The sequence below is a fragment of the Streptomyces sp. SirexAA-E genome (assembly GCF_000177195.2).
GTDB lineage: Bacteria > Actinomycetota > Actinomycetes > Streptomycetales > Streptomycetaceae > Streptomyces > Streptomyces flavovirens.
The window spans coordinates 5659558-5682934 of sequence record NC_015953.1 but is presented as its reverse complement, the minus strand read 5'-3'; the positions used below and the strand labels follow the sequence as shown (position 1 = coordinate 5682934).

Annotated in this window: 21 protein-coding genes and 1 riboswitch; of the genes, 11 read left to right on the top strand and 10 right to left on the bottom strand. The window is 72.1% G+C overall.

Annotation, left to right across the window (positions count from 1 at the left end; translation table 11 throughout):
• Window positions 1-77: 77 nt before the first annotated feature.
• Entirely contained in the window at window positions 78-587 is a 510-nt protein-coding gene (locus SACTE_RS25275; protein WP_014048853.1) for a pyridoxamine 5'-phosphate oxidase family protein, read from the top strand.
• A gap of 103 nt (window positions 588-690) precedes the next feature.
• On the opposite strand, the gene SACTE_RS25270 is transcribed toward SACTE_RS25275, so the two are convergent.
• Together SACTE_RS25270 and SACTE_RS25265 are read right to left on the bottom strand one after the other, a co-directional pair.
• Window positions 691-1944: a DUF6596 domain-containing protein gene (locus tag SACTE_RS25270; protein WP_014048852.1), complete on the bottom strand. Its 1254-nt coding sequence runs from the start codon at window positions 1942-1944 to the stop codon at window positions 691-693.
• Window positions 1941-2303: a YciI family protein gene (locus tag SACTE_RS25265; protein ID WP_014048851.1), complete on the bottom strand. Its 363-nt coding sequence runs from the start codon at window positions 2301-2303 to the stop codon at window positions 1941-1943. Before SACTE_RS25265 ends, SACTE_RS25270 begins: the two co-directional genes overlap by 4 nt.
• A gap of 305 nt (window positions 2304-2608) precedes the next feature.
• A riboswitch (cobalamin riboswitch) is annotated at window positions 2609-2826 on the top strand.
• A gap of 160 nt (window positions 2827-2986) precedes the next feature.
• Here SACTE_RS25265 and metE point away from each other — a divergent pair.
• The 6 genes from metE (at window position 2987) to SACTE_RS25235 (ending at window position 11345) form a co-directional block, all read left to right on the top strand.
• Window positions 2987-5299 (top strand): 5-methyltetrahydropteroyltriglutamate--homocysteine S-methyltransferase, encoded by a 2313-nt coding sequence (gene metE / locus SACTE_RS25260; protein ID WP_014048850.1) that lies wholly within the window; start codon window positions 2987-2989, stop codon window positions 5297-5299.
• Between the two features lie 246 nt (window positions 5300-5545).
• Window positions 5546-6331 carry a class I SAM-dependent methyltransferase gene (locus tag SACTE_RS25255; protein ID WP_014048849.1) on the top strand — a complete coding sequence of 262 codons (786 nt, stop codon included), beginning with the start codon at window positions 5546-5548 and terminating at the stop codon, window positions 6329-6331.
• The gene (locus tag SACTE_RS25250; RefSeq protein WP_014048848.1) at window positions 6328-8997 is read left to right on the top strand and encodes an SUMF1/EgtB/PvdO family nonheme iron enzyme; all 2670 of its coding nucleotides are present in this window, start codon (window positions 6328-6330) and stop codon (window positions 8995-8997) included. Before SACTE_RS25255 ends, SACTE_RS25250 begins: the two co-directional genes overlap by 4 nt.
• Complete coding sequence (locus SACTE_RS25245; RefSeq protein ID WP_014048847.1) at window positions 8994-9257, top strand: hypothetical protein; 264 nt, start codon at window positions 8994-8996, stop codon at window positions 9255-9257. The genes SACTE_RS25250 and SACTE_RS25245 overlap by 4 nt, the downstream gene beginning before the upstream one ends.
• Window positions 9254-10528, top strand: coding sequence for a hypothetical protein (locus tag SACTE_RS25240; protein ID WP_014048846.1), 1275 nt, complete (start codon window positions 9254-9256; stop codon window positions 10526-10528). Before SACTE_RS25245 ends, SACTE_RS25240 begins: the two co-directional genes overlap by 4 nt.
• Before the next feature lie 382 nt (window positions 10529-10910).
• Window positions 10911-11345 (top strand): VOC family protein, encoded by a 435-nt coding sequence (locus tag SACTE_RS25235; RefSeq protein WP_014048844.1) that lies wholly within the window; start codon window positions 10911-10913, stop codon window positions 11343-11345.
• A 167-nt stretch (window positions 11346-11512) separates the two neighbouring features.
• Here SACTE_RS25235 and SACTE_RS25230 read toward each other — a convergent pair whose 3' ends face one another.
• Window positions 11513-12022 carry an ATP-binding protein gene (locus tag SACTE_RS25230; RefSeq protein ID WP_014048843.1) on the bottom strand — a complete coding sequence of 170 codons (510 nt, stop codon included), beginning with the start codon at window positions 12020-12022 and terminating at the stop codon, window positions 11513-11515.
• Window positions 12023-12168: 146 nt separating this feature from the next.
• Between SACTE_RS25230 and SACTE_RS25225 the strand changes: the two genes are divergently transcribed.
• Window positions 12169-13086 carry a helix-turn-helix transcriptional regulator gene (locus SACTE_RS25225; protein WP_014048842.1) on the top strand — a complete coding sequence of 306 codons (918 nt, stop codon included), beginning with the start codon at window positions 12169-12171 and terminating at the stop codon, window positions 13084-13086.
• Window positions 13083-13298 carry a DUF397 domain-containing protein gene (locus tag SACTE_RS25220; protein ID WP_014048841.1) on the top strand — a complete coding sequence of 72 codons (216 nt, stop codon included), beginning with the start codon at window positions 13083-13085 and terminating at the stop codon, window positions 13296-13298. The genes SACTE_RS25225 and SACTE_RS25220 overlap by 4 nt, the downstream gene beginning before the upstream one ends.
• A 249-nt stretch (window positions 13299-13547) precedes the next feature.
• Here SACTE_RS25220 and SACTE_RS25215 read toward each other — a convergent pair whose 3' ends face one another.
• Window positions 13548-14483 (bottom strand): aldo/keto reductase, encoded by a 936-nt coding sequence (locus tag SACTE_RS25215; RefSeq protein WP_014048840.1) that lies wholly within the window; start codon window positions 14481-14483, stop codon window positions 13548-13550.
• Between the two features lie 85 nt (window positions 14484-14568).
• Here SACTE_RS25215 and SACTE_RS25210 point away from each other — a divergent pair, with 85 nt between their 5' ends.
• Window positions 14569-15192, top strand: coding sequence for a TetR/AcrR family transcriptional regulator (locus SACTE_RS25210; protein ID WP_014048839.1), 624 nt, complete (start codon window positions 14569-14571; stop codon window positions 15190-15192).
• Between the two features lie 232 nt (window positions 15193-15424).
• On the opposite strand, the gene SACTE_RS25205 is transcribed toward SACTE_RS25210, so the two are convergent.
• From SACTE_RS25205 to SACTE_RS25180, 6 genes are all read right to left on the bottom strand, one after another.
• Entirely contained in the window at window positions 15425-16228 is an 804-nt protein-coding gene (locus SACTE_RS25205; protein WP_014048838.1) for an SDR family NAD(P)-dependent oxidoreductase, read from the bottom strand.
• 121 nt (window positions 16229-16349) lie between these two features.
• The gene (locus SACTE_RS25200) at window positions 16350-18554 is read right to left on the bottom strand and encodes a 2-dehydropantoate 2-reductase (RefSeq protein ID WP_014048837.1); all 2205 of its coding nucleotides are present in this window, start codon (window positions 18552-18554) and stop codon (window positions 16350-16352) included.
• Window positions 18551-19420, bottom strand: coding sequence for an SDR family oxidoreductase (locus SACTE_RS25195; RefSeq protein WP_014048836.1), 870 nt, complete (start codon window positions 19418-19420; stop codon window positions 18551-18553). Before SACTE_RS25195 ends, SACTE_RS25200 begins: the two co-directional genes overlap by 4 nt.
• Entirely contained in the window at window positions 19420-20727 is a 1308-nt protein-coding gene (locus SACTE_RS25190) for an MFS transporter (RefSeq protein ID WP_014048835.1), read from the bottom strand. Before SACTE_RS25190 ends, SACTE_RS25195 begins: the two co-directional genes overlap by 1 nt.
• Window positions 20724-21662: a polysaccharide deacetylase gene (locus SACTE_RS25185; protein WP_014048834.1), complete on the bottom strand. Its 939-nt coding sequence runs from the start codon at window positions 21660-21662 to the stop codon at window positions 20724-20726. Before SACTE_RS25185 ends, SACTE_RS25190 begins: the two co-directional genes overlap by 4 nt.
• Window positions 21663-21929: 267 nt before the next feature.
• On the bottom strand, window positions 21930-22913 hold the full coding sequence (locus tag SACTE_RS25180; protein ID WP_014048833.1) for an Lrp/AsnC family transcriptional regulator: 984 nt from the start codon (window positions 22911-22913) through the stop codon (window positions 21930-21932).
• Between the two features lie 272 nt (window positions 22914-23185).
• Here SACTE_RS25180 and SACTE_RS34680 point away from each other — a divergent pair, with 272 nt between their 5' ends.
• The gene (locus tag SACTE_RS34680) at window positions 23186-23338 is read left to right on the top strand and encodes a hypothetical protein (protein WP_014048832.1); all 153 of its coding nucleotides are present in this window, start codon (window positions 23186-23188) and stop codon (window positions 23336-23338) included.
• Window positions 23339-23377 lie beyond the last annotated feature (39 nt).

Below are 23377 nucleotides of genomic sequence, written 5' to 3'. Positions count from 1 at the left end.
CGTTCGGCCCTGTCGCCTGAGGGCGGCACACGGTGTACTCGTCCGGGAGGCGAGAGACCAGGAGGCGAGGCCGCACCATGAGCCACACACGGCATCAGTCGCCCCGGACGGCCGTCCGCACGGCGGGGTCCAGGCCCGCGGTGGCGCCGGCCGTGGCCGGCCACCCGCTCTCCTGCGGGCCCCGGCACACCGTCGAGCTGACGGCCGTCCAGGCGATGGCGCTGCTCGGCGGCGCACCGCTCGGACGGATCGTCTTCACCCGGCGCGCGCTGCCCGCCGTCCGGCCGGTGAACCACCTGCTGGACGGCGGCCAGATCGTCATCCGGACGCACCGGGACTCGGACCTGTTCCACCAGGCCCGGCAGCACGGCGGCCTCGGAGTCGTCGTCGCCTACCAGGCCGACGACATCGATCCGCTGACCCATCTGGGCTGGAGCGTCGTCGCCACCGGCTACTGCCGTCCCGTGACCGACCCGGAGGCGCTGCTGCGGTACCAGCGGCTGATCAGGCCCTGGCCCGACCGGCCGATGGAGGCCGCCGTACGCATCAGCCCCGACCTGGTCACCGGGGTGCGGCTGACCGCCTGAGGCCGCGGCTCACACACCGAGGACCGTGGTGAGCGCCTGTTCCAGCGTGGTGGGCGGACGGCCGAGGACGTGGTGGAGGTCCCCGGTCTGCCGTTCCGGGGCGTCAGCTCCGGGCCGGGGCCAGGCGCGCGGCCCGGGCGGTGAGGTGGCGTCGTTCCGGCGCGCCGGTGGCCCGGCGCGCGGCGGCGCGGTAGCACTCCGCGGCATCGGCGTGGCGGCCGTCCATCTCCAGGAGATGGGCACGGGTGGCGAGGAGGCGGTGGTGGCGTGCCGTCCGCCTGTCGTCCTCCAGGGTGGCGAGCAGTTCGAGTCCGGCGGCGGGGCCGTGCACCATGGCGACGGCGACCGCGCGGTTCAGGGTGACCATCGGGTTCGGCGCGGCCTGCTCCAGCAGCCCGTACAGCGCGAGGATCTGCGGCCAGTCCGTGGCCTCCACGTGCTCGGCCTCGTCGTGGACGGCGGCGACGGCGGCCTGCAGCTGGTACGGACCGACCTGTCCCCGTGGCAGCGCCTCGGTGAGCAGGTCGGTCCCCTCGTCGACGAGCCGCCCGTCCCACAGGCGGCGGTCCTGCTCGGCCAGCGGCACGAGGTCCCCGGCGGGTCCCGTACGCGCCGGCCGGCGGGCCTCCGTGAGCAGCATCAGGGCGAGCAGTCCGGCCACTTCGCCGTCCCGGGGCAGCAGGCGGTGCAGCAGGCGGGCCAGGCGGATCGCCTCGCCGGACAGCGCGGGCGCGGTCAGGTCGTCGCCGTCCGTCGTGGCGTACCCCTCGTTGAAGATCAGATAGAGCACGTGCAGCACCTCGGCCAGCCGCGCCGCGTGATCCGCCGTGTCCGGCATGCCCAGTGGTGTGCCGGAGCCCTTGACGGTCTGCTTCGCCCGGCTGATGCGCTGGGCCATGGTCGGCTCGGGGACGAGGAACGCCGCGGCGATCTGGGCGGTGGTCAGGCCGCCTACCGCGCGCAGGGTCAGCGCGATACGGCTCGGCGAGGACAGCGCCGGATGGCAGCACAGGAACAGCAGGGCGAGCGAGTCGTCCCGGTCGGCGTCCGACGCGGCGTCGGCGGCACGGCTGAGCAGTTCCGACTGCGGGGTCGCCAGGGCGATCCGGTCCTCCCTGCGCCGTCGCGCCTGCTCGCTGCGGACATGGTCGACCAGCCTGCGGGAGGCGACGGTGACCAGCCAGCCCCTGGGGTTGTCCGGTGTGCCCTCGCGGGGCCACTGGAGGGTGGCCGCGACCAGGGACTCCTGGACGGCGTCCTCGCACGCGTCGAAGAGTCCGTACCGGCGGACCAGCGCGCCGAGGACCTGCGGCGCCAGTTCGCGCAGCAGGTCCTCGGCGCTGCGGTCCACGCTCACACGTCCGCCGCGGACTCGTGCAGGACCGGCCACAGCTCGACCGGGTCCTCGGCGGCGAACGGCATGTCCGCCACGATCTGTTCCGCCCGCTCCTGGCTCTCGCAGTCGAGCAGGTAGAAGCTGGCCATGTACTCCTTGGTCTCCAGGTACGGCCCGTCCGTGACGACCGGAACGCCCTCCTCCCGGCGGACCAGCCTGGCGTTGACCACGTCCGCCAAGCCGTAGGCGCCCAGGAGTTCCCCGCTCTCGCGGTACTTCCGGTTGAACGCCTCCTGCTCGGCGATGGCCTCCGGCCACGCGTCGGCCGGGAACGAGTCCCACTTCTCCTGGTTGCCGTAGATCATCGCGAGGTACTTCATCCCGGGTTCCTCTTCCTCTTTCGTGCGCCCCGTCGGCGCGCTGTCACCCCTCGGTCGGAGCGGGAACCGGGTCCTCGACATCCGGGGCGGAATCTTTTTCCGGACCTTTCCGCATCGCCGACCGGCGTGGAAGAGCAAGCTACGGGACGCGCCGAAACGCGGTGGAGAGGGGCCGGAAGGACAGGCTCAGCGGGCATCCGGAGAGGTCGCCGGACCGCATCCGACCAGGTGCGGTCCGGTGGAACCGTGTCCCACCTCACGTACCGGAATGTGAACGTTGGCGTCCCGGAGGCGCCCCGCCCTCTACCCTGGCCGGTGCAGCTGGTTCGCCCTGTCCGCCAGACAGGCGCGTCGTAAGAGGGAACCCGGTGGGAATCCGGGACTGCCCCGCAGCGGTGAGCGGGAACGACCGCCGTCATACGCACTGGATCCGGACGGATCCGGGAAGCGACGGCCAGTAGGTGTCTGCCCCAGGCAGACGTGCCCGCGAGTCCGAAGACCTGCCTGTTGCCCGTACGCGACCGATCGCGTGCGGATATCCCGGTGACCTCGTGGGCGGGTCGGCGTACATATCGGACGGACGACCGCGCCGACGGCGTACGGGAGTTCTGTCCGGTTCGTATCCCTTCGCGCCTGTGTCCCGTCCCGGGATCTCAAGGAGTCATCTCGCGAAGGAGATTTCCGTGACAGCGAAGTCCGCAGCCGCGGCAGCACGCGCCACCGTGTACGGCTTTCCCCGCCAAGGCCCCGACCGGGAGCTGAAGAAGGCGGTCGAGGGTTACTGGAAGGGCCGTGTCACCGCCGACGCCCTCCGGGAGACCGCGGCGGACCTGCGCCGCTCCACCTGGCGGCGGCTGGCCGACGCCGGGGTCCACGAGGTACCGACCGGCGACTTCTCGTACTACGACCACGTCCTGGACACCAGTGTCATGGTCGGCGCCGTCCCCCGGCGGCACCGTGGGGCCGTGGCCGCCGACGCCCTCGACGGGTACTTCGCGATGGCCCGTGGCACCCAGGACGTGGCCCCCCTCGAGATGACCAAGTGGTTCGACACGAACTACCACTACCTGGTGCCGGAGCTCGGCCCCGACACCGTCTTCACGGCCGACTCCGGCAAGCAGGTCACCGAGCTCAAGGAGGCCCTCGCTCTCGGCCACACCGCCCGCCCCGTGCTGGTCGGCCCGGTCACCTACCTCCTGCTGGCCAAGCCCGCCCCCGGCGTGGCCCCGGACTTCGAACCGCTGACCCTCCTGGACCGCCTGCTGCCCGTCTACGCCCAGGTGCTGGCCGACCTGCGCGCCGCCGGCGCGGAGTGGGTGCAGCTCGACGAGCCCGCCCTCGTCCAGGACCGCACCCCGGCCGAACTCAACGCCGCCGGACGCGCCTACCGCGACCTCGGCGCCCTCAGCGACCGCCCCCGGCTGCTGGTGGCCTCCTACTTCGACCGGCTCGGCGACGCCCTGCCGGTCCTGGCGAAGGCCCCGGTCGATGGCCTGGCGCTCGACTTCACCGGCTCCGCCGCCGCGAACCTCGACGCGCTGGCCGCGGTCGGCGGCCTGCCCGGCAAACGGCTCGTCGCCGGCGTGGTGGACGGCCGCAACGTCTGGATCAACGACCTCGAGAAGTCCCTGTCCACCCTCGGCACGCTCCTCGGTCTCGCCGACCAGGTCGACGTGGCCGCTTCCTGCTCCCTGCTGCACGTCCCGGTCGACGCCGCGGCAGAGCGGGACATCGACCCGCAGATCCTGCGCTGGCTCGCCTTCGCCCAGCAGAAGACCGGGGAGATCGTCACCCTGGCCAGGGGGCTGGCCCGGGGCACCGGCGCCGTCGCCGCGGAACTGGCCGCCAACCGGGCCGACCTCGCCTCGCGGGCGAACTCGCCGATCACCCGCGACCCGGCCGTACGGGCGAGGGCCGCCGCCGTCACCGACGCGGACGGCCGCCGCTCCCAGCCGTACGCCGAGCGCACCGCGGCCCAGCGGGCCCACCTCGGCCTGCCGCCGCTGCCGACGACCACCATCGGCTCGTTCCCGCAGACCACCGAACTGCGCACCGCCCGCGCCGATCTGCGGGCCGGCCGCATCGACACCGCAGCCTACGAGCGGCGCATCGAGAACGAGATCCGCGACGTCCTCGCCTTCCAGGAGAAGGCCGGCATCGACGTCCTGGTGCACGGCGAGCCCGAACGCAACGACATGGTCCAGTACTTCGCCGAGCAGCTCACGGGGTACCTCGCCACCCAGCACGGCTGGGTCCAGTCCTACGGCACCCGTTACGTCCGCCCGCCGGTGCTCGCGGGCGACATCTCCCGGCCGCACCCGATGACGGTGCGCTGGACGGCGTACGCGGGCTCCCTCACCGACCGCCCGGTCAAGGGCATGCTGACCGGCCCGGTCACCATGCTCGCCTGGTCCTTCGTCCGGGACGACCAGCCGCTGGGCGACACCGCGCGCCAGGTGGCGCTGGCTCTGCGGGACGAGGTGAACGACCTGGAGGCCGAGGGCACCTCGGTCATCCAGGTCGACGAACCGGCGCTGCGTGAAACCCTGCCGCTGCGCACCGCCGACCGCCCGGCCTACCTGGACTGGGCCACCGAGGCGTTCCGCCTCACCACCAGCGGTGTACGCCCGGACACCCAGATCCACACGCACATGTGCTACGCGGAGTTCGGTGACATCGTCCAGGCCATCGACGACCTCGACGCCGACGTCATCAGCCTGGAGGCGGCCCGCTCCCACATGCAGGTCGCCCGCGAACTGGCCGCCCACGGCTACCCGCGCGAGGCCGGACCCGGCGTCTACGACATCCACTCCCCGCGCGTGCCGAGCACCGAGGAGGCGGCCGACCTGCTGCGCAAGGGCCTGGAGGCCATCCCGGCGGAGCGCCTCTGGGTCAACCCGGACTGCGGCCTGAAGACCCGCGGCTGGCCGGAGACCCGGGCCTCTCTGGAGAACCTGGTCGCGGCGGCCCGGGTGGTACGGGCGGAACTCCCGTAGCCCGTACCCGGTGATCCGGGGACCGGGCGGGGCGGCTGCGGCCTTCCCTGCCCGGTCCTGCGCGTAGCGTCCACACCTGACGCCCCGTCATCTATCGAACGTGGCAGCGACTTCACGGGGCAAAACACGGTCGGCCGCGAGCCCCGTGACGCGTTACCGGGTGTCGCCGACCGCGCACCCCGCGATAGCCTGGCCGGGTGCGACGCCCGCACGGGTGACGGCGTCGGCGACACACGAGGGGGCACCGTGGAGCGGCGCGATGTGCGGGTGCACTACGACGAGTTGGCCGCCGAGTACGACGAGCACTGGGTCTACGGGCCGGACTACATCCCCTGGATGTCCGCCCGCATCGCCGAGGCACTGCGGCTGACCGCCACCGACCGGACGGCCGATATCGGTTGCGGCACGGGGCTGTTCGCCCGCGAGATAGTCCGTACCGTCAGGCCCGATCACCCCGTCCTGTGCGTCGATCCGTCCGAGGGGATGCTGCGCCAGATCGGCACGCCGGCCCCGCCAGGGCTGAGGCCGATCGTCGCCTCCGCCGAAGACATCGCCGAGAAGCGGACCGAGCTGCCGTACGAGCGGCTGGACGCGGTGTGGCTGAAGGAGTCGGTGCACCACCTGCCCGACCCGGCCCGTACGCTGCGCGGCCTGGCCGATCGTCTGGCGCCCGGGGGCAGGCTGCTCGTGGTGATGCTTCCGGCGACGATCCGGTACCCACTGTTCAGGGCGGCGCTGGCCCGGTTCGAGGAGTTGCAGCCCGACCCCGCCGACATCGTGGAGCACCTGACGGCGGCAGGGCTGGACGCGGGTCTCAGCCATGTCGAGCACGAGCTGCGCATCGACCGTGACAAGTACTTCGGCATGGTGCGCGCCCGCTACATGTCCTTGCTTTCCACGTTCAGCGACAGCGAGATCGAGGACGGGATCGAGGAGATGCGCGCCGCGCATCCCGACCCCGTCCTGGTCTTTCCCGACCGGTTCGCGTTCGCTCTGGGAGAGCTGGGCCGAGTACGGGGCGAGGCCGGATGAGCACGGTGGTCGACGAACGGTTACGGCGCCTCCGAAGCGAGCTGGACGACCACTCACGCATCGCGGACCACCTGGGACTGGACCTCGAACGCCCCTTGCGTTCGCTCGACGACGGCTATCCCGAGAACGCCGTCGCGCTCGTCGGCAAACTCACCGAGAAGCTGCTCAAGGAGCTGTGGCGCCACCACGCCATCGAGGGCGACCCTTCGACCAAGGCGCTCAACGACCTGGTCAAGCGCTGCCGACCGCACATCCGCAGCAGCACGGTGATGGACGCGCTGGAAGACATCCGCAGACTGCGCAACCGTTCCTCGCACGACGGCTACGACATCCGGGACGAGGACGGCCTGCTGGCGGTACGCCGCCTCGTCGACGTACTGGTCTGGTTCACGAACACGGGAAGCGCCGCGCTCACCGGCGGGGAACCGGACATGGCGCCCGAGGTGGCCCGGCGCTGCGAGTTCCTCGCGGGGCTCTACGTCACGCTCGGCTACCGGCAGGCCAAGCGCTTCGTCCTCAGCCCCGACACCGTCTACCAGCTGTTCTGCCGGGAATCGGGCATGCGGTTCGAGTACGTGGAACTCATGCTCTCCCGCGACGCCGACGACCTGAGCACCGTACTCGCCTCCAGCGGCGGTGAGTTGCTGCGTACCCGGTTGCCCAAGCTCACCAGGTTCGTCGTCCTGGAGGACGGCCACGACCGTGCCCCGTCGGACGCTCTGCGCCGGCTGCTCGGCCTGGACTTCCGGATCGTCCGCTACGACGGCTTCGTCGACACCCTCGTCGATCTCGAGGCCCACCTCGGCGGTGTCGCCTCCACGGCCGCGTCCTCGCCGGCCGGTGGAGCCGCACCCGTCAGGGCCGCCGTCCTGTCCACGGACACGCGCACAGGTGAGCCCCGGATGACCGAGTCCGAGGATGCGGCGGAGCTGCTGGCCCGGCTCGCCCGCGGCAGCGCGAACGTGCTGGTCACAGGCCGCCCCGGGAGCGGGAAGAGCACGCTGCTCCGCTCGCTGGCGGTCGATCCCACGGCCCGCCGTTTCCGCTTCTACTTCGACCTCGGCCTCAAGCCGAAGGACGAGCCGTTCTCGGAGTACGCCGCGCGGCTCCTGGCGCCGTCCATGGCGTCCGACCGCTCCCGGGCCTATGAGCTCTTCCTCTACCTGATCCGGTCGGGCACCGCGCTCTGCGTGCTGGACGCCGTCGACGAAGGCGTCGACGAACCGAGCCCCGCGGGCTTCCTACGGCTCTTCGCGGACCTCGCCGCCGTCCTGTCGGCCGAGTCCTCGGTGATCATGAGTTCACGGGTGTCCTTCCTGGCCGACTCGCCCCAGATACGCCAGCTGCTGGACAGCGGCGCAGGACGCTCCGAGCAACTGGTCGAGCAGATGTACGCCAACGGGGTGGACCCGGCGAGGGTCCCGCACTTCCATCTCGTACGGCTCGTCGAGACCGATGCGACGCAGCCTTCGACACCGCTGGAGAAGCGCCTCACCGCGTCGCTGGAGGTACCTCCCGGGCGTCCCTTCGCCGATCTTCTGGGCGGGCACATCACCCAGGTCCTCGCCGACCGGGGGCGGCCGGACATCGAAGGGCGTCTGCCCGCCTGTTTCGGACAGGCCTTCCTCACCGACCGGACCGTCTTCTCCCTCCTCGACCTGCACAGGACGCTGGGGCCGGACGCGTTCACCGGTGGCCGCCTCGAAGCCGACGCCTGTGTGCTCGGCCCTCTGCTCCGCTCCGTCGGCACGGACGAGGTCGCCTTCGTCCACACCGCGTACCAGGAACTGCTGGCCGCGCGGTATCTCGCCGTGCCGGAGAACCGCGACGCGGCTGCGGACATCCCGGGCGGAGCCTTCCTCACGGAGCAGGTGCGCGCCTTCCTGGCGGGCCTTCCCGGCGCCCCCGGGACGGACGACCGCGTATTGCCTGCGGGGACGTATCTCGTCGGGCCGGCGGAGCGGTTGCTCCTCCGCCGCGTCCCGCGTCCCGTGCGCTTCGACCGGCACCCGGTGACGGCCGCGCGCTACCGGCGCTTCCTCGACGCGCTCGACAGCGACGGCACCTCGCGCTGGGACCACCCCGAACAGCCGGACGGCGTCTCGCACCGGCCCGGGAGCCAACAGTTGCGCAAACCCGACTACTACGTGGATCCCCGCTATGCCGGGCACCCGGCCGTCTGCGTGAGCTGGTGGGACGCGTTCGCGTTCGCCGCCTTCGAGGGCAAACGACTGCCCACCTCGCTGGAGTGGGAAGCCGCCGCACGCGGTACGGACGGCCGCCTGTTCCCCTGGGGCGACCGGCCCGACAGCGCACTCGTCAACTGCGCGGACTCGTGGGTGGGACGACCGTTGGTGACCTATCAGGCGTGGTACCGGGACTTCGCGGAAGACGCCGTACGCAGGGCATGGCCGACCCCGGTAAACGAACACCCGGGCAACCGCTCGCCGTTCGGGATCGACGAGATGGTGGGCAACTGCTGGGAATGGACGTCGAGCAGCCTCGACGACCCCGGCCTGGCCGTCATCTGCGGCGGCAGTTACGACAACCCGATGCGCGCGGTGCAGACGAGCAGCAAGGGCCTCTACCGCAAGGGCGGTGCCAGCAGCGCGGTCGGCTTCCGCTGCGTGAAGGACCTCGACGACGCGAAGGAGACGGTGGTGTGAACGGTGAGGCGCGCCACGGCACCGTGGTCGACAGACGGCAGACCGGCGGCGGGGCGAACGGAACCTCCGGCGCCTACACGGTTCAGGACGACGAGGACCAGCGGTACTACGGCTTCGACTACCGGCAGATCGTGACGGAGGGGTTCCGGACCATCCGCATCGGAGAGTCCGTTCGCTTCCATGTGTCGGCCGAGATCCCGGGACGAGCCGAGTTCGTCATCCGTCTGGACCAGCCCGACCCGTCGGAGTACTACGCATGACCGCCGCCGCCCCGCCGCTCGAAGGGGTGACCGGTGCGCGTCAGGAACTGACCGTCATCGTCCCCGTCCGGCTGCTGCGGACACCCGACTGGGCCGAGGGACCGTTCCCGTTCGAGGCGGGCAGGCGCCGCACCGACACCGCGACCCGTGCCACCTATTTCGCTCCGGCCTCCGCACGCGTCCTGTACGGGAGTCCAGGACGGCCCCGCCGCTGGCACCGCCCGGAGTCGGTGGAGCAGGACGGGCTGCGTCTCATCGGCATGGAGCTGCTTCGCGCCTCCACCGCCCGCCACCCCGAACACGCCCTCGCCGTCCTGCACTTCACGGTGACGAGTCCGCTGCTGCCCGTCCTGCGCGCGGTAGCCGGACGGCCGACCGCCGAGCCCGATCCGCTCACCGGCCTGCTGGATCCCAGGGCCCTTCTGTCCGGCATCGCCGACCTACGGGAGGGGCCGGGGCCCTTCGCCATCGCCCGTCCGTACTCCGTCGCCTTCATGACCCCCACGGCGGCGCACACCCCCACGCTTCGCCTCGGTCTCGAAGGGGCTCTGCCGGCTACCGCGGACCGCTGGCTGTGGCAGCTGGCCTCGCGTTCGAACCCGGCCGACTTCCCGCTGGCCCCTGAGATCGCCGCGGAACAGTCCGACTGCACCGTGCGCGTCTCGGCGGACTGGAGTGCCATGGTCCTGCGGCAAGGCGCCGCTTTCCTGGGACACCGTGCCGACACGGGGGACGGTGATTTCTACGAGTTCGGCGCGCTGCACTCCCGCACCGTCTACCTTGACGCCCTCCTGCTCGGCTCGCTCCAGCGGGACCACATCGACGAACTCACCGACGAGCTCTCGGAGGTCTTCGACGGCGCGAGGCTGGCACGCCGTGTGGCCACGCTCGAACGGAACATCGCCGGATTCCGAAGCACGTACTGGCGCCAGCACCTCACCGCCCACGGACCCGCCAACGAGCTTCTCCTCGCCTTCCAGAACCAGCACCGGCTGCCCGCACGCTTCACCGAGATCCTCGCGGAGGCTGCTGACTACAGCCGCCTGGTCCAGACGCAGGAGAGCCAGCAGATCAGCGGCGCGCTGGGGCTGCTCACGATTCTGGGCCTGCCGCTCGGTACGGCTCTCGGTGTGCTCCAGGTACTCGGCGACGACTCCCTCCGCCATCTCCTCATCGCGCTCGGACTCACCGTCGCCGCCACGGCCGGCGCTCTGGCGACGCGGTACGGGCGGTTGGTGCTCTCGTCGCTGCGCGGGGCGGGCAGGCAGTAGCGGCGCCCCCCGGGAACGGAGAGGCGACGTGAGCGGCGTGGCGACGGACGAAGAGCGGCGAAAGCGTGCGCGCCATCCCGTCCTCCTGGGGATCGGCATCGGCGGCTACGTGCTGGGTGCGATGGCGGGGCTCTTTCTCCCCAGGAGGCGCAGGAGAAGAAGCTGCGTGCTGCCCTGCGCGCGTACTCCGGCGGCCGGGGCGGTTACGTAGAGGTCCGACCCGAGGAGTACCCCGACGTGCCGCAGGCCCGGGCCGCGCGGATCGCCTGGGAGGCGGGTCTGCGTGCGGAGGCGTTCGGCAACCGGGGTGTGTGGCGCTTCGGGGAGACCGTGATCGAGAAAGTCCCATGGGATTGAGCCGCCGCGACCCTACGATGGCCCGATGACGTCGATCAGGCAGTTCCAGATCACCTTCGACTGCGCGGAACCCGAGCGCGTCGCCCGTTTCTGGTGCGAGGTGTTGGGGTATGTCGTACCGCCGCCGCCGAAGGGCTTCGACACGTGGGACGCCTTCGGTCGCACGCTGCCGCCCGAGCGTCAGGGCGCGGCGTTCGCCTGCGTCGATCCCTCGGGTGTGGGCCCGCGCCTGTTCTTCCAGCGCGTTCCCGAAGGCAAGGCCGTCAAGAACCGGGTGCACCTCGACGTACGGATCGGCACCGGACTCGTGGGTGAGGAACGCCTGGCCGCGCTGGAGGCCGAGTGCGCACGACTGGTCGCCCTCGGCGCGGTACGCGGGCAGATGCTGCTCGCCGACGGGGTCAACGAGTCGTGCCTCGGGATGCAGGACGTCGAGGGCAACGAGTTCTGTCTCGACTGAGCGGCCACGAACGGCGCTCGACCCGGCCATGTCCCTCTCGGTGGCGACCTGATGCGCGTGCCCGCCTGCCCGCCGGCCCGGCCCACCCACACCGGCTGGGCTCCCGTAGGCCGGCGAGCCTGTGCGAGGGGCCGGACGGTCCGACACGGGCTCCGTCCTGCCCGACGTCACCCGGAAGGTGTGAGCCCGCATTCCGCCCACACCGTCTTGCCCGGACCGTCCGCCCGCGGATGCCAGCCCCAGCGGGAGGCGAGCCCGGCGACGAGGAGGAGCCCCCGGCCTCCGGTGTCCTCGGCCTCCGGGACCCGCACGTGCGCCGGGTGGGGCGGCACTCGTTCGGCGCGGGTGTCGGTGACCTCGATCCGGACGGTCCGAGGGTGTGTGACCGCATCCAGTCGCAGGTGGAAGTCCCTGCCCGGGACGTGGCCGTGCCGGACGGCGTTGACGGCGAGCTCGGCGGCCACCAGCACGATCGCGTCGTGCACACGGCTGCCGTACGGGATCCCCCAGGTGTCCAGCCGGTGGGCCACCAGTCTCCGTGCGAGGCGGGCACCTCGGGGTGTGGAGGTGAAACGCATCTCGAAGGTCCGGTCCACCGGTGGGTGCGGGGAGGTCAACCGGCCCGTGGGCCGGGTGGTTCGGGCGGGTCCGCTGAGGCTGCCGTGCTCACTCGTCATGCCGACCACGGTCCCGCCGGGCGCGTAGCGTGGCCAGCGGTGACGCCCCGACGCCGTCCAGTTGTACGCGTGACATCGGTACGGGTACGAGACGCGCGGCGTGACGGACGCGCTTGGCCGGGCGTTGAGCCAGGGAGGTGGTGAGGGTGACCGAGCGTACGGGCCCGGAGGCGGCAACCGCGGTGGTGGGCGAGAGGGCAACGATGAACTTCGGCGACAGCTGGGAGAACGACGACGGCTCCGGAGGCCGCACGGCGGCGGACAAGTCCGGCCAGGGCATCGTCACCGCCTTCGGCCAGAGCCTGAAGACCCTGCGGGTGCGTGCGGGCATGGAACGCGAGGAGTTGGGGCGGCGATTGGGGTACTCGGCCTCCAGCATCGCGTCGTTCGAGCAGGGGCGGCGGATTCCGTCACCCCGGGCGATCGAGCAGGCGGATGAGGTGCTGGGGGCAGAGGGACTGCTGACCGTGTGGATGGAGCAGATGGAGCGGGCTCAGTACCCGGTCTTCTTCCAGGGGATGGCGAAGCTGGAGAAGGAGGCCGTCGAACTGCTCGTGTACGACACACATGTACTCAACGGTCTGCTTCAGACGGAGGAGTACATGCGGGCCGTACTCGCCATGCGCCGCCCGGTTCTTGACCAGGAGACCATCGAACAGCGCGTGACGGCCCGCCTGACCAGGCAGAACATCTTCAACCGCTGGCCTGCTCCACTTCTGAGTTTTGTCCTCGAAGAGTCGGCGCTTCGGCACCCTTGGGGCGGCACGTCTGTACATCGGGGGCAGCTGGAGCAGCTGCTGCTGATCGGGGAGAAACAGAACGTCGAGATCCAGGTCATGCCGACCGAACGCGAGTACAACGCGGGGGTGGACGGCGCCTTCACGGTCATTGCCCGTAAGGACGGAAAGAGGTTCGTCTACACAGAGGCGCAAGGCGCCAGCGCCCTTCAGACTGAGCCGGAACAGACAACTCTCGCCGCCGCTCGCTATGGGATTATCCGTTCGCAGGCTCTCCCCTCGCGAGAGTCGCTCGACTTCATGGAAAGGTTGCTGGGATCGCTATGAACAGCTCTGTGTCCTCAGCCGTCGCGTCCGACCTCGCCTGGTACAAGAGCAGTTACAGCGGAGCCGAGGGCGGTCAGTGCCTGGAGGTCGCCGCCGGTACGGGAGTTGTGTACGTCCGGGACTCCAAGGCCGTGGCCGGCCCGGTCGTCCGTGTGTCGCGTGAAGCATGGTCGGGGTTCGTCGGCTCGGCCTCCTCGGTGCGGGGCGCCTGACGGCCGTACACGTACGGGAGCCCTGCCGCCCCTCCCCCGGCGAGCAGGGCTCTTCCGCGTACAGCTACGGCAGCGCACGCGGGTCCGCTCGGGCGTGTTCGGCCAGACCGACTCGTCGTCGCGGCGCGACCGGGGTTCAGGACGCAGCGGAGACCTGCCGCGGACGCTGTCGCACAGTCGGAACCCGAGGCACGCCGTGAGCCGGGAGCGGTCGTTGCGCACGGTGCAGGGGGGGGCGGACGGGGCCAGTCACCCGAGCTCGATGTCCCCGGAGCGCGTGGGGACGGCGTCGAGCGTGGCGAGCGTCCTGTCATCGAAGGAGATCGCAGCCGCGTCGACGTTCGCCCGCAGGTGCTCCGGGTCGGCGGTACCGGGGATGAGCAGCGTGTTCGGGGTGTGGTGGAGCAGCCAGGCCAGGCCGATCTGCGCGGGTGCGACGCCCAGCGCCCCCGCCGCGGCGACGACGGCGGGCTCGTCAGCGACCTTCGGCAGACCCGCGAAGGCGCCACCGAGGGGGAAGTACGGCACCCAGGCGATGCCCTCGTCGAGGCAGAGCCGCAGTAGGTCCTCGTCCTCGCGCGCCACCAGGCTGTAGGCGTTCTGCACGCAGGCGATGCCCGCGGGGAGGGCGCGGCGCAGCCCGTCGAGGGTGACGCTGCTGAGGCCGATGGCGCCGATCTTGCCCTCGTCCCGCAGGTCGGCCATCACGGCGAGCTGGTCGTCGAGGTCGACGATCTGGTCGCCTTCGGGACGCAGGCCGGGGCCGTGGTCGGCGCGGCGCAGATTGACGAGGGGGATCTGTTCGAGGCCGAGGCTCTTGAGGTTGTCCTCGACGCCGGCCCGCAGCTGCTCGGGCCGCTGGGCCAGGCGCAGCGGGACGGGGCCGTCCGGAGCGGGCTCGGCGCCCACCTTGCTGACGACCATGACACCGTCCTGGGGGCGGAGCGCGGCGCCGATCACCTCGTTGACGAAGCCGTTGCCGTAGAACTGGGCGGTGTCGACGTGATCGATGCCGAGTTCGACGGCGCGGCGCAGCAGCGCGACAGCGGCCTCGCGATCCAGGCGCTCCAGCTGCATGGCACCGTAGCCGAGGCGTGAGACGGGGCGGCCCGCGAGCTCACCCGGCCCGCCGGCTCGCACCACTCCGGTGGCGGTGAGCTGGGGAGATCGAGCGGTGGACGTCATGACGGTCTCGCTCTCATGAGACGATGGAGATAAACGGAGGATCTCCGTTACCTACGACCGTAGCACTAACCGGAGGGTCTCCGTTTTGACTGCGCCAGACTCGTCACCTCCTGACGGAACAGCCGAGGCGACCGGGCGGCCGACCCGCGTCGACGCCCGGCGCAACCGCGAGCGGCTGCTCGCCGTGGCCCGTGACGCCTTCGCGGCGACCGGCGGCAAGGCGCCTCTCGACGCCATCGCCCGCGAGGCCGGCGTCGGGATCGGTACGCTCTACCGTCATTTCCCCACCCGCGAAGCGCTCGTCGAGGCCATCTACGCCTCCGAACTGGACGCGGTCGTCACCAGTGCCCCCGCCCTGCTCTCCCAGTTCCCGCCCGAGGCGGCGCTGCGCGCGTGGATGGACCGCTATGCGGCGTTCTTCGCGGCCAAACGCGGCATCTCCGACACGCTCCGCGCGGGCTGGGCCTCGGGCGCCATCGCGACACCGGCCACCCGGGAACGGATCACCGCCGCCATCGCGGTGATCCTCGACGCCGGGGTGCGGGCCGGCTCACTGCGGGCGGACGTCGAGCCGGACGAGGTCACGATGATGCTCCTCGGGGTGTTCCTGTCCACGACGGCCGGCGACAGCCATGAACTGACGGGTCGGCTGCTGGACCTCGTGGTGGATGCCCTGCGGCCGACGGCTGAGGACCGGCCACAGGACTGACAGGCCGTCAGACTCCCAGTCGGCCCGGTGGAGGCGGTGGCTCGGTGGCTGCTCGGTGGCTCGGTGGCTCGGTGGCTCGGTGGCTCGGTGGCTCGGTGGCTCGGTGACCAGTCGGCCAGGTGGCCAGGTGGCCAGGTGGCCTGCGAGCCGTCCTTGCCACTTCGAAGAGGCCGGCGGGCGGGCGCTCCCGGTCACCGGCCTTCCGGTCTACGGCCTCCGGTCCCCCCCCCGGTCACCGTCGTCCCGCGCTCGCCGCCACACGGACCGCCAGTTCCGCCGCCGCCAGGTCGTCGACCGGCGTAGGATCCGCCAGCCCCGGCACGCACACCGTGCGGCCGTCCTCCAGCGCGGCCAACGAGGCGTCGATCACCTGGCCTACGGGCATGCCGCCGTCCTCGTGCACGGACTCCTCGCGTCCGCCGACCGGTTCCTCGCCGCGTGAGCGGTGGAACTCGGTGGCGGTCAGACCGGGGCACAGCACCTGCAGACGCAGGGGTGAGGCGGCCAGTTCGGCGGCGAGGGTACGGGTGAAGGTGACCACGTACCCCTTGGTGCCGCCGTACACGGCGCGCTCGGGCAGCGGATGCGGCGGAAGTGCTCCGGCGAAGGCCAGCTGGGAGGCGACGTTGACCACCGTGCCCCGGCCCTGCCGGAGCATGACCGGGACCACCGCGTGCGTCAGCGTGGTGACGGCGAGCACGTTGACGTGCAGGACCTTCGCCATCAGCGCGGATTCCAGCTCGGCGAAGGGGCCGTACCCGTTGATCCCGGCGTTGTTGAGCAGGAAGCCGATGTCGCCCTGCCCCGCCCGTTCCGCCACGCGTGCCAGGCCGTGGGGATCCGACAGGTCCGACACCAGCGTTTCCACGGCCGTTCCGGTCTCCTCGCGCAGCCGGGCCGCCAGGTCGTCGAGCCGGTGCTGCCTCCGGGCCACCAGGACGGTGTCCCACCCCTCCGCCGCCAGCCGCGCCGCGTACGCCGCGCCGATGCCCGAGGAGGCTCCGGTCACCAGTGCCTTGCCCTGCTGTGTGCCCATGTCCGTCTCCTGTCTCCCGTTCCGGCATCACGCTACAAGTGACCGCTACAAGTGACGGGTGGGTGCGTCCGTCGACACCCCGACGGGTCGGCCGGGCCCCCCTCCGGCGAGGGTCGCGACCTCAGCGCTCCGACAGGGAGGCGAGGACCGTCGCCGTCAGCGCCGCGCGTTCCACCATGCCGGCGACCGAGGTGTTCTCCGAGCGGGCGTGTGCTCCGGAACCCACGGCGCCGATGCCGTCCAGGACGGGGACACCGGCCGCCACCACGAAGTTGCCGTCGCTGGCGCCGCCCACCGACGTCTCGCGCAGCTCCCAGCCGAGCGCCGCCGCGCAGTCCCGGGCGAGCTCGGCCAACTCCGCGACCTGCCGGGAGCGTTCGAAGACGGGGCGGTTCCAGTCGCCCGTCACCTCGACCGACGTCCGCGCGTCCACCGGCCGCAGGGCGGCCAGCGCCGCACCGATCCGGTCCTGTTCGGCGGCGGTGGCGACCCGGACGTCGAGCCGGGCGACCGCCCGTCCGGCCGTCACGTTGCTGCGGGTGCCGCCCTCGACGACGCCGACGTTGAGCGAGGTCCCGGCCTCCCGGTCGCGCAGGCCGGCCAGGCGCAGGATCTGGTGGGCCAGTTCCTCGACCGCGCTGGCACCGGCGTCCGGGTCCAGGCCCGCGTGCGCCTCCGTGCCGGTGACGGTGAGGGTGAACAGGCCGACCCCCTTGCGTGCCGTCTTGACGGCGCCGTCGGCCGCGGCCTCGAAGACGAGGGCCGCGCGGCTGCCCAGGGCCTCGGCGACGATCGCCTCGCTGGAGGTGAGGCTGCCGGTCTCCTCGTCACCGTTGAGCATGAGCGTGCAGGCCGGACGGGGCAGGCCGAGGGCGTCCAGCGCCCGTAGGGCCCACACCGCCTGCACCAGTCCGGCCTTCATGTCGAAGACGCCGGGCCCGGTGATCCGGTCGCCGTCCCGCCGGAACGGCCACGTGTCCAGGGTCCCGGTGGGCCAGACCGTGTCGTAGTGGCCCAGCAGCAGCACCGGCCGGTCCCCGGCGCCCGGGTAGCGGCGGACCAGGATGTCGCCCGTCTCCCCGCGCGGCAGTACCTCCTCGGCCTGCGGGGCGCCGAGGGCTTCGTCGAGCCAGCCGCGCACCCACGTCAGACAGGCGGCGAGCGCTTCCCGGTCGTCGCTGGCGCTGCCCTGGGAGGTGTACGCGGCCAGGTCGTCGACCATGTCCTCCCGGTGCGCGTCCAGCCACTCCCGTACCGCCCGGGCCCTGCCCCGGTCGGGGCCGGCGGAATTGCCGTGGGCGCCCGGGGAGGAGCGGGCGAGGTGGTCGAGCGCGTCCAGCCGGGCCTCGGCCATCCGGTCCGGGTCGCGCTCCAGCTCACGCAGCCCGGCGATGACGGAGCGCAGGACCGGGGTGTCCACCCCGTGCCGCTCGGCCTGGGCGAAGACCTCCGCGTAGTGCGTGGTGACCTCGACCGGCCGTCGGCGTACCGCGAGGTCGCGCCAGATACCGCTGCGGTCCTTGGACTGGGTGGCGAGCCAGGCGGTGAGCCGCCCGGTGGCGGCGCGGCGTACGTCGGGGTCGGCGTTCCGCCGGAACGCCTCGGGCTCGAAGGCGTCGAACGCCTCCAGCTTCATCCCCAGGGCGTCGGCGACGTCGAAGACCTCGGCGGCCACCGCGTGCATGGCCTCGGGATGGCGGTCGATGAGTTCGGCCATGGGGGCGTCGGCCAGGGCGGTGGCCGCGAGCATGGCGCCGAAGCCCGCTTTCGCCCACAGGTAGCCCTCGACGTTGTCGCTGGCGACGGCCGGTCCCCAGCTCCGCAGGTCGGCGACGAGCGCGCCGACCCGCTCGGAGACGGGGGCGCCGTCGCGCTCACCGACCACCAGCGCCCCGGCGCCGCCGTCGAGGATCACCCCGGGCTCGATGACGTCGGCGAAGATGTTGACGAAGGCGGCGACGGTGCGTTCCGGCCCGATCCTGGCCGCTATCAGCTCCTCGTTGAAGCCGTTCTGGAACGAGACGACCCAGCCGTCCGGGGCCAGCCTCGGGGCGATCCAGTCGAGGGCGGCGTCGGTGGCCTGCGCCTTGACCGCCAGCAGCACGCGGTGGACGGGCCCGTCGAAGGCGTCGGGCGTCGCCGCCTCGACCCGTACGCTCTCCCGGTGCTCTCCCCGGGCGACGGTCAGCCCCCGGTCGCGGACCGCCGCCACGTGCGCCGCGTCGGTGTCGATGAGCCGGACCCGGTGCCCCGCCCGGGCCAGGCTGAAGGCCAGGGTGCCGCCGATGGCTCCGGCTCCGACGACGGTGTAGCTGTCGCTGCTCATGCGGAGTGTCCTTCCGTGGCCGCCTGGGCCGGTGGTGCGGGTACGGGAGCGGGTGCGTAGGTGGGGGCCTGGGGTCCGCCGTCGGCCGGCCGGGGGCCGTCCGGGGGCCAGATCCGGGGCAGGTGGAGGGCGCCGGTGCTGGATCCCCCGTCGACGCGCAGGATCTCCCCGGTGATCCAGGAGGCGTCCGGTCCCGCGATCCAGCGGACCGCGCGGGCGATGTCCCGCGGGGTGCCCGCCCTGCCGAGCGGGTTGGCGCCGATGGCGGCCGCGTACTGCTCGGAGACCGGGTTGCACGCGCTGTCGACCGGGACGAATCCGGGGCTGACGGCGTTGACCCGGATGCCGTGCACGCCCAGTTCGAGGGCGGCGGCCCGGGTGGCCATCTCCAGCGCGGCCTTGGAGCTGGCGTAGGGGCCGCCGCCGGGACGGGCCCGGAGCGCGGAACCGGAGGAGATGTGGACCACGGCGCCGCCCCGGCCGTGCTCCACGGCCAGCCGTGCGAACGCGGCGGTGGCCAGCACCGGGGCCCTCAGGTTGACGGCGAAGAGCCGGTCCCAGTCGGCGGCGGAGACGTCGGCCATGTCGAGGGACGGGTAGACGCCGGCCGCGTTGACCAGTACGTCGACCGGTCCGCGCGCCTTCCACGCCCGCTGGACGAGGTCCTCCGGGGCCTGCGGGTCCGTCAGGTCGACGGTGAGCGCGCCGACCGGGCCGTTGGCGGACGCGCCGAGCCGTTCGGCGACGCGGTCGAGGGCGGTGCGGTCGCGGTCGGCGAGGGTGAGGGCCGCGCCGTCCGCGGCGAACTCCTCCGCGATCGCCCGGCCGATCCCTCCGGCCGCGCCCGTGACGAGAACATGGCGCATCAGTGGAACTCCTTGTTCTTGGTCTCCGGCATCGTCACGTAGACGAGGAACGAGATCAGCGACGCCCCGGCGACGTACAGCCACAGCAGGTCGCTGTGGCCGCTCTCGTGCATCCAGGTGGTCAGGTAGGGGGCGGTGCCGCCGAAGAGGGCGACGGCCAGCGCGTACGGCAGGGCGATCCCGGTGGCCCGGATCTCCGCGGGGAACTGCTCGGCCATGATGACCGCGCAGTTCGCGGAGTAGCCGAGGATCAGCAGCATCCCGACCAGCTGCACCAGGAAGAGGCTGAGGAAGCTGCTGCCCAGCAGGTGCAGCAGCGGCCAGGCCAGCAGCGTGAACCCGCCCGCGAAGACGGCCATGGTCGGCTTGCGCCCGAGACGGTCGGAGAGCAGGCCGACGAACGGCAGCAGGACGACGAAGACGATCAGGCAGAGCGTCTGGGACAGCAGTGCCTTGCTCAGCGGGATACCGGTGGTCAGATTCGCGTACGTGGGGAGGTAGTTGACCCAGATGTAGTACGTCAGCGTGCCCGCGACGGTGATCCCGGCGACCCGCAGCGCGGCTCCGGGGTGCTCGACGAACATCGCCCTGAGCGGGTTGGAGCGCGTACGGCCCTCCCCCTGCGCCCGGGTGAAGGACTGGGTGTCCTCCACCGAGACCCGCAGCCACAGCCCGACCAGTCCGAGCAGCCCGCCGACGACGAAGGCGAGGCGCCAGCCCCACGCGTGCAGGGCCGCGTCGCTCAGGGCGGAGGTGGTGATCGTGCCCAGCAGTGAGGCGATCAGCACCCCTCCGGCGACCGACACCTGCTGCCACGATCCGGCGAAGGCGCGGCGGCCGACGGCGGCGGACTCCACGAGGAACGCCGAGGAGGAGCCGAACTCACCACCGGCGGAGAACCCCTGGACCAGCCGGGCCAGCAGCAGGACCAGCGGGGAGAGGACCCCGATGGTCTGGTAGCTGGGGGTCAGGGCGATGACGAACGCGGCACCAGCCATCAGGCCGACCGTCAGGGTCATGCCCTTCTTCCGCCCGTGCCGGTCGGCGTACACACCGAGCACGGCAGCGCCGACGGGCCGCATGACGAAGCCGACGGCGAAGACGGCCAGGGTGGAGAGCAGGGCCACCGCGCCGTTGCCCGAGGGGAAGAACTCGTCGGCGATGATCTTGGCGAAGATGGAGTACAGGGCCCAGTCGACCCACTCCACGGTGTTGCCGATCGTGCCGGCGACGATGGCCTTGCGCTGCTTGCCGGTCATCTTGTGCGTGCCGGGCGTGGCCGGGGCCGCTGGGGACTCGGTGCTCATGACGTGTGCTCCGGGATCTCGTGGGGAGGAATCGCGGCGCGGACGGCCTGGGCCAGTTCCGCGTGGGTCGCGAACCAGACGCCGGGGTGCCCGGCGATGTGGTCCAGCAGCTCGCGCAGGACGATCAGCCGTGAGCGGTGGCCGATGACGTGCGGGTGAAGGGTGAGCTGGAAGACGCCGCCCGAGCGGTACGCGGCGTCGAACTCGTCGGTCCAGATCTCCAGCACGTCGCGGGGACGGCTGTGGGGGCGGACCGCGCCGTAGCGGTCCATGGTGAAGTACGGCGCGTCGTCGCGGATCCAGTCGACGGGGATCTCGACCAGCCCGGTGGGCCGGCCGGCGGCCAGGATCTCGTAGGGCTCGTCGTCCGCCATCAGCGACGAGTCGTAGGAGAAGCCCAGGTCGAGGATGGTCCGGAGGGTCGAGTCCGAGAAGTCCCAGGACGGTGTGCGGATCCCCGTCGGACGCTGTCCCGTGAGGTCGGTGAGGGTGTCCAGGGCCCGTCCCACGAGTTCCTTCTCGTCCTCGGCGCCGAGCAGGGTGTTGCGCTCGTGGATCCAGCCGTGGACCGCGATCTCGTGGCCGTCGCGGGTGTAGGAGCGGGCCTCGTCGGGGTGGAGCAGCGCGGAGACGGCCGGCATGAAGAACGTCGCCGGGGCCCCGAAGCGGGCGAGCAGGTCCAGGACCCGGGGGGCGCCGACCCGCGCGCCGTACTCGCCCTGGGCGAGCAGGCCGGGGCTGGTGTGGCCGTCGCGCAGGGGGATGGTCTCGTGGTCGGAGTCGAAGGACAGGGCGACGGCGACCCGGGCGCCGTCGGGCCACCGCTCCGGCTTCAGCGGCCGCCCGGCGCGGACCGCCTCGACGTGTCGCCGCCACTGGCTCTCGGGCCACCGCCAGCTCTGCGTCGCGGTGGCGTCCGGCTCGGTTGTGGACATGGTGCTCTCCGGGGGCTCGGGGCTCGGGGTGGGTTCGCGATCGGTTCGCGGGTGTGCGGGGGCGTGCGCGTGGCGGGCCGTGTGCCTGGGCCGGACACGGGTACGGCCAGGGGGCCGTCGGCGTGTGCCCGACCGGCCGGTGCGCGGATGCGTGGAGGTGTGCGGATATGGAGGTGTGCGGAGGTACGGCGGTGGTGCGGCCCCGTGTGCGGGCCGGGCCGCGGGTACGACTCCATGGCCGGGCGGCGGTCCGCCCGGCCGACGGGCTCAGCCGGACTGGTCCAGCCGGGTCCAGGCGCCCTTGACGGTGGCCAGGTGCACGGTGACGTCGGAGGCGTTCAGTCCCGGCAGGGCACCGATGACCTCGCCGGTGTAGCGGAACAGATCGGTACGGCGGGGCAGGACCATGTGGCCGACCAGGTTGAACCGGCCGGTGGCCGCGGCCAGGAACTTGGTGCCCGGGTGGCGCGCCAACTGGCGGCCCGCCGCGTCGAGCCGGTCCGGCTCGATGGACAGCCACACCATGAACTCCGTCCGGTACCCCAGCAGCGCCGGGTCGACCAGGGTCCTGAAGTGCAGGACACCGCGTTCCACGAGCCGGTCCAGGGCCCGCGAGACACTGGACTCGCTGCGTTCCAGCCGGCGCGCCAGCGTACTGACCGGCAGTCGGCCGTCCTCGGCGAGACCGTCGGCTACGGCCTGTTCGAGACCGGACAGCGCTTGTGGCGCCTGGTCCCAGTCGTCACGGTCGCAGGGTGGGGCGAGCGTGGCGGGCCGTAGGTCGGCGGCCGCCTCGGGCGGCAGCAGGCCGGTGTCCCACATGGCCGCCGAGGTGAAGTTGCGGATGACGGCGACGCACTCGGTGCCGGTGATCAGGTGCGCGCCCGGCAGGTCGGTGAAGAGCAGCCTCATCAGCTGCTCGTTGTCCCGGGCCACGAAGTCGACGATCAGGTCGGCCGTGCCGGTGACCACGGCCAGGAACCGTGTCTCCGGGCACTCGGCCAGCAGCTCGGCGAGTTCGAGTCCCTTGCCCGGCTTGGCGTGCACGCGGACCAGCATGGAGGAGCCGCTCTCGGTGCGGTCCAGCTCCAGCGCGCCGACCACGTGCACGAGCTTCCGTTCGCGCAGCGCGTGGTAGCGCCGCTGCGCGGTGGTCTCGCTGGCTCCCACCCAGCGGGAGACGGAGTTCCACGAGGCGCGGCCGTTGAGCTGGAGCGCGGCGATGACGCGGCGGTCCAGCTCGTCGATCATGCCTGCGTGGGCTCGGGATGACATGGCAGGGACGTTAATCACCGCCCCCTGACCCGTCAACGATGGAATCCTGCATCACCCTGCCCGAGGCGAGCACACTCCGGCGCCCGGTATGTTTCCGGCAGGGAAATACGGCAGATCGGCCCTGGTGGTCCGGGGTGGCGGCACCGTGCAGGATCGCCCCGCGAGGACGTCCAACTTTCCCGCCCGCCCACCGGCCGGGGCGATGGCCACCGGCACCGTCGCCCCCCGTCGCCGGTGAGCTCTGCCGCGTGCGCGTCCAGGCCGGCAACGCCCTCGCCCCCGCGGGCGTCACCCGGATCCGGGACAGCGGCCGGCCCGAGCCCGGCGGGCCCGCGCACATCGCCCAGCACGTCGTGACCGACGACGGCTTCCTCCTCGAGACCCTCGCGGCCGTCCGGTGACGACGTCCTGCGCCACGACAAGGCCGTCGACGGCTGACC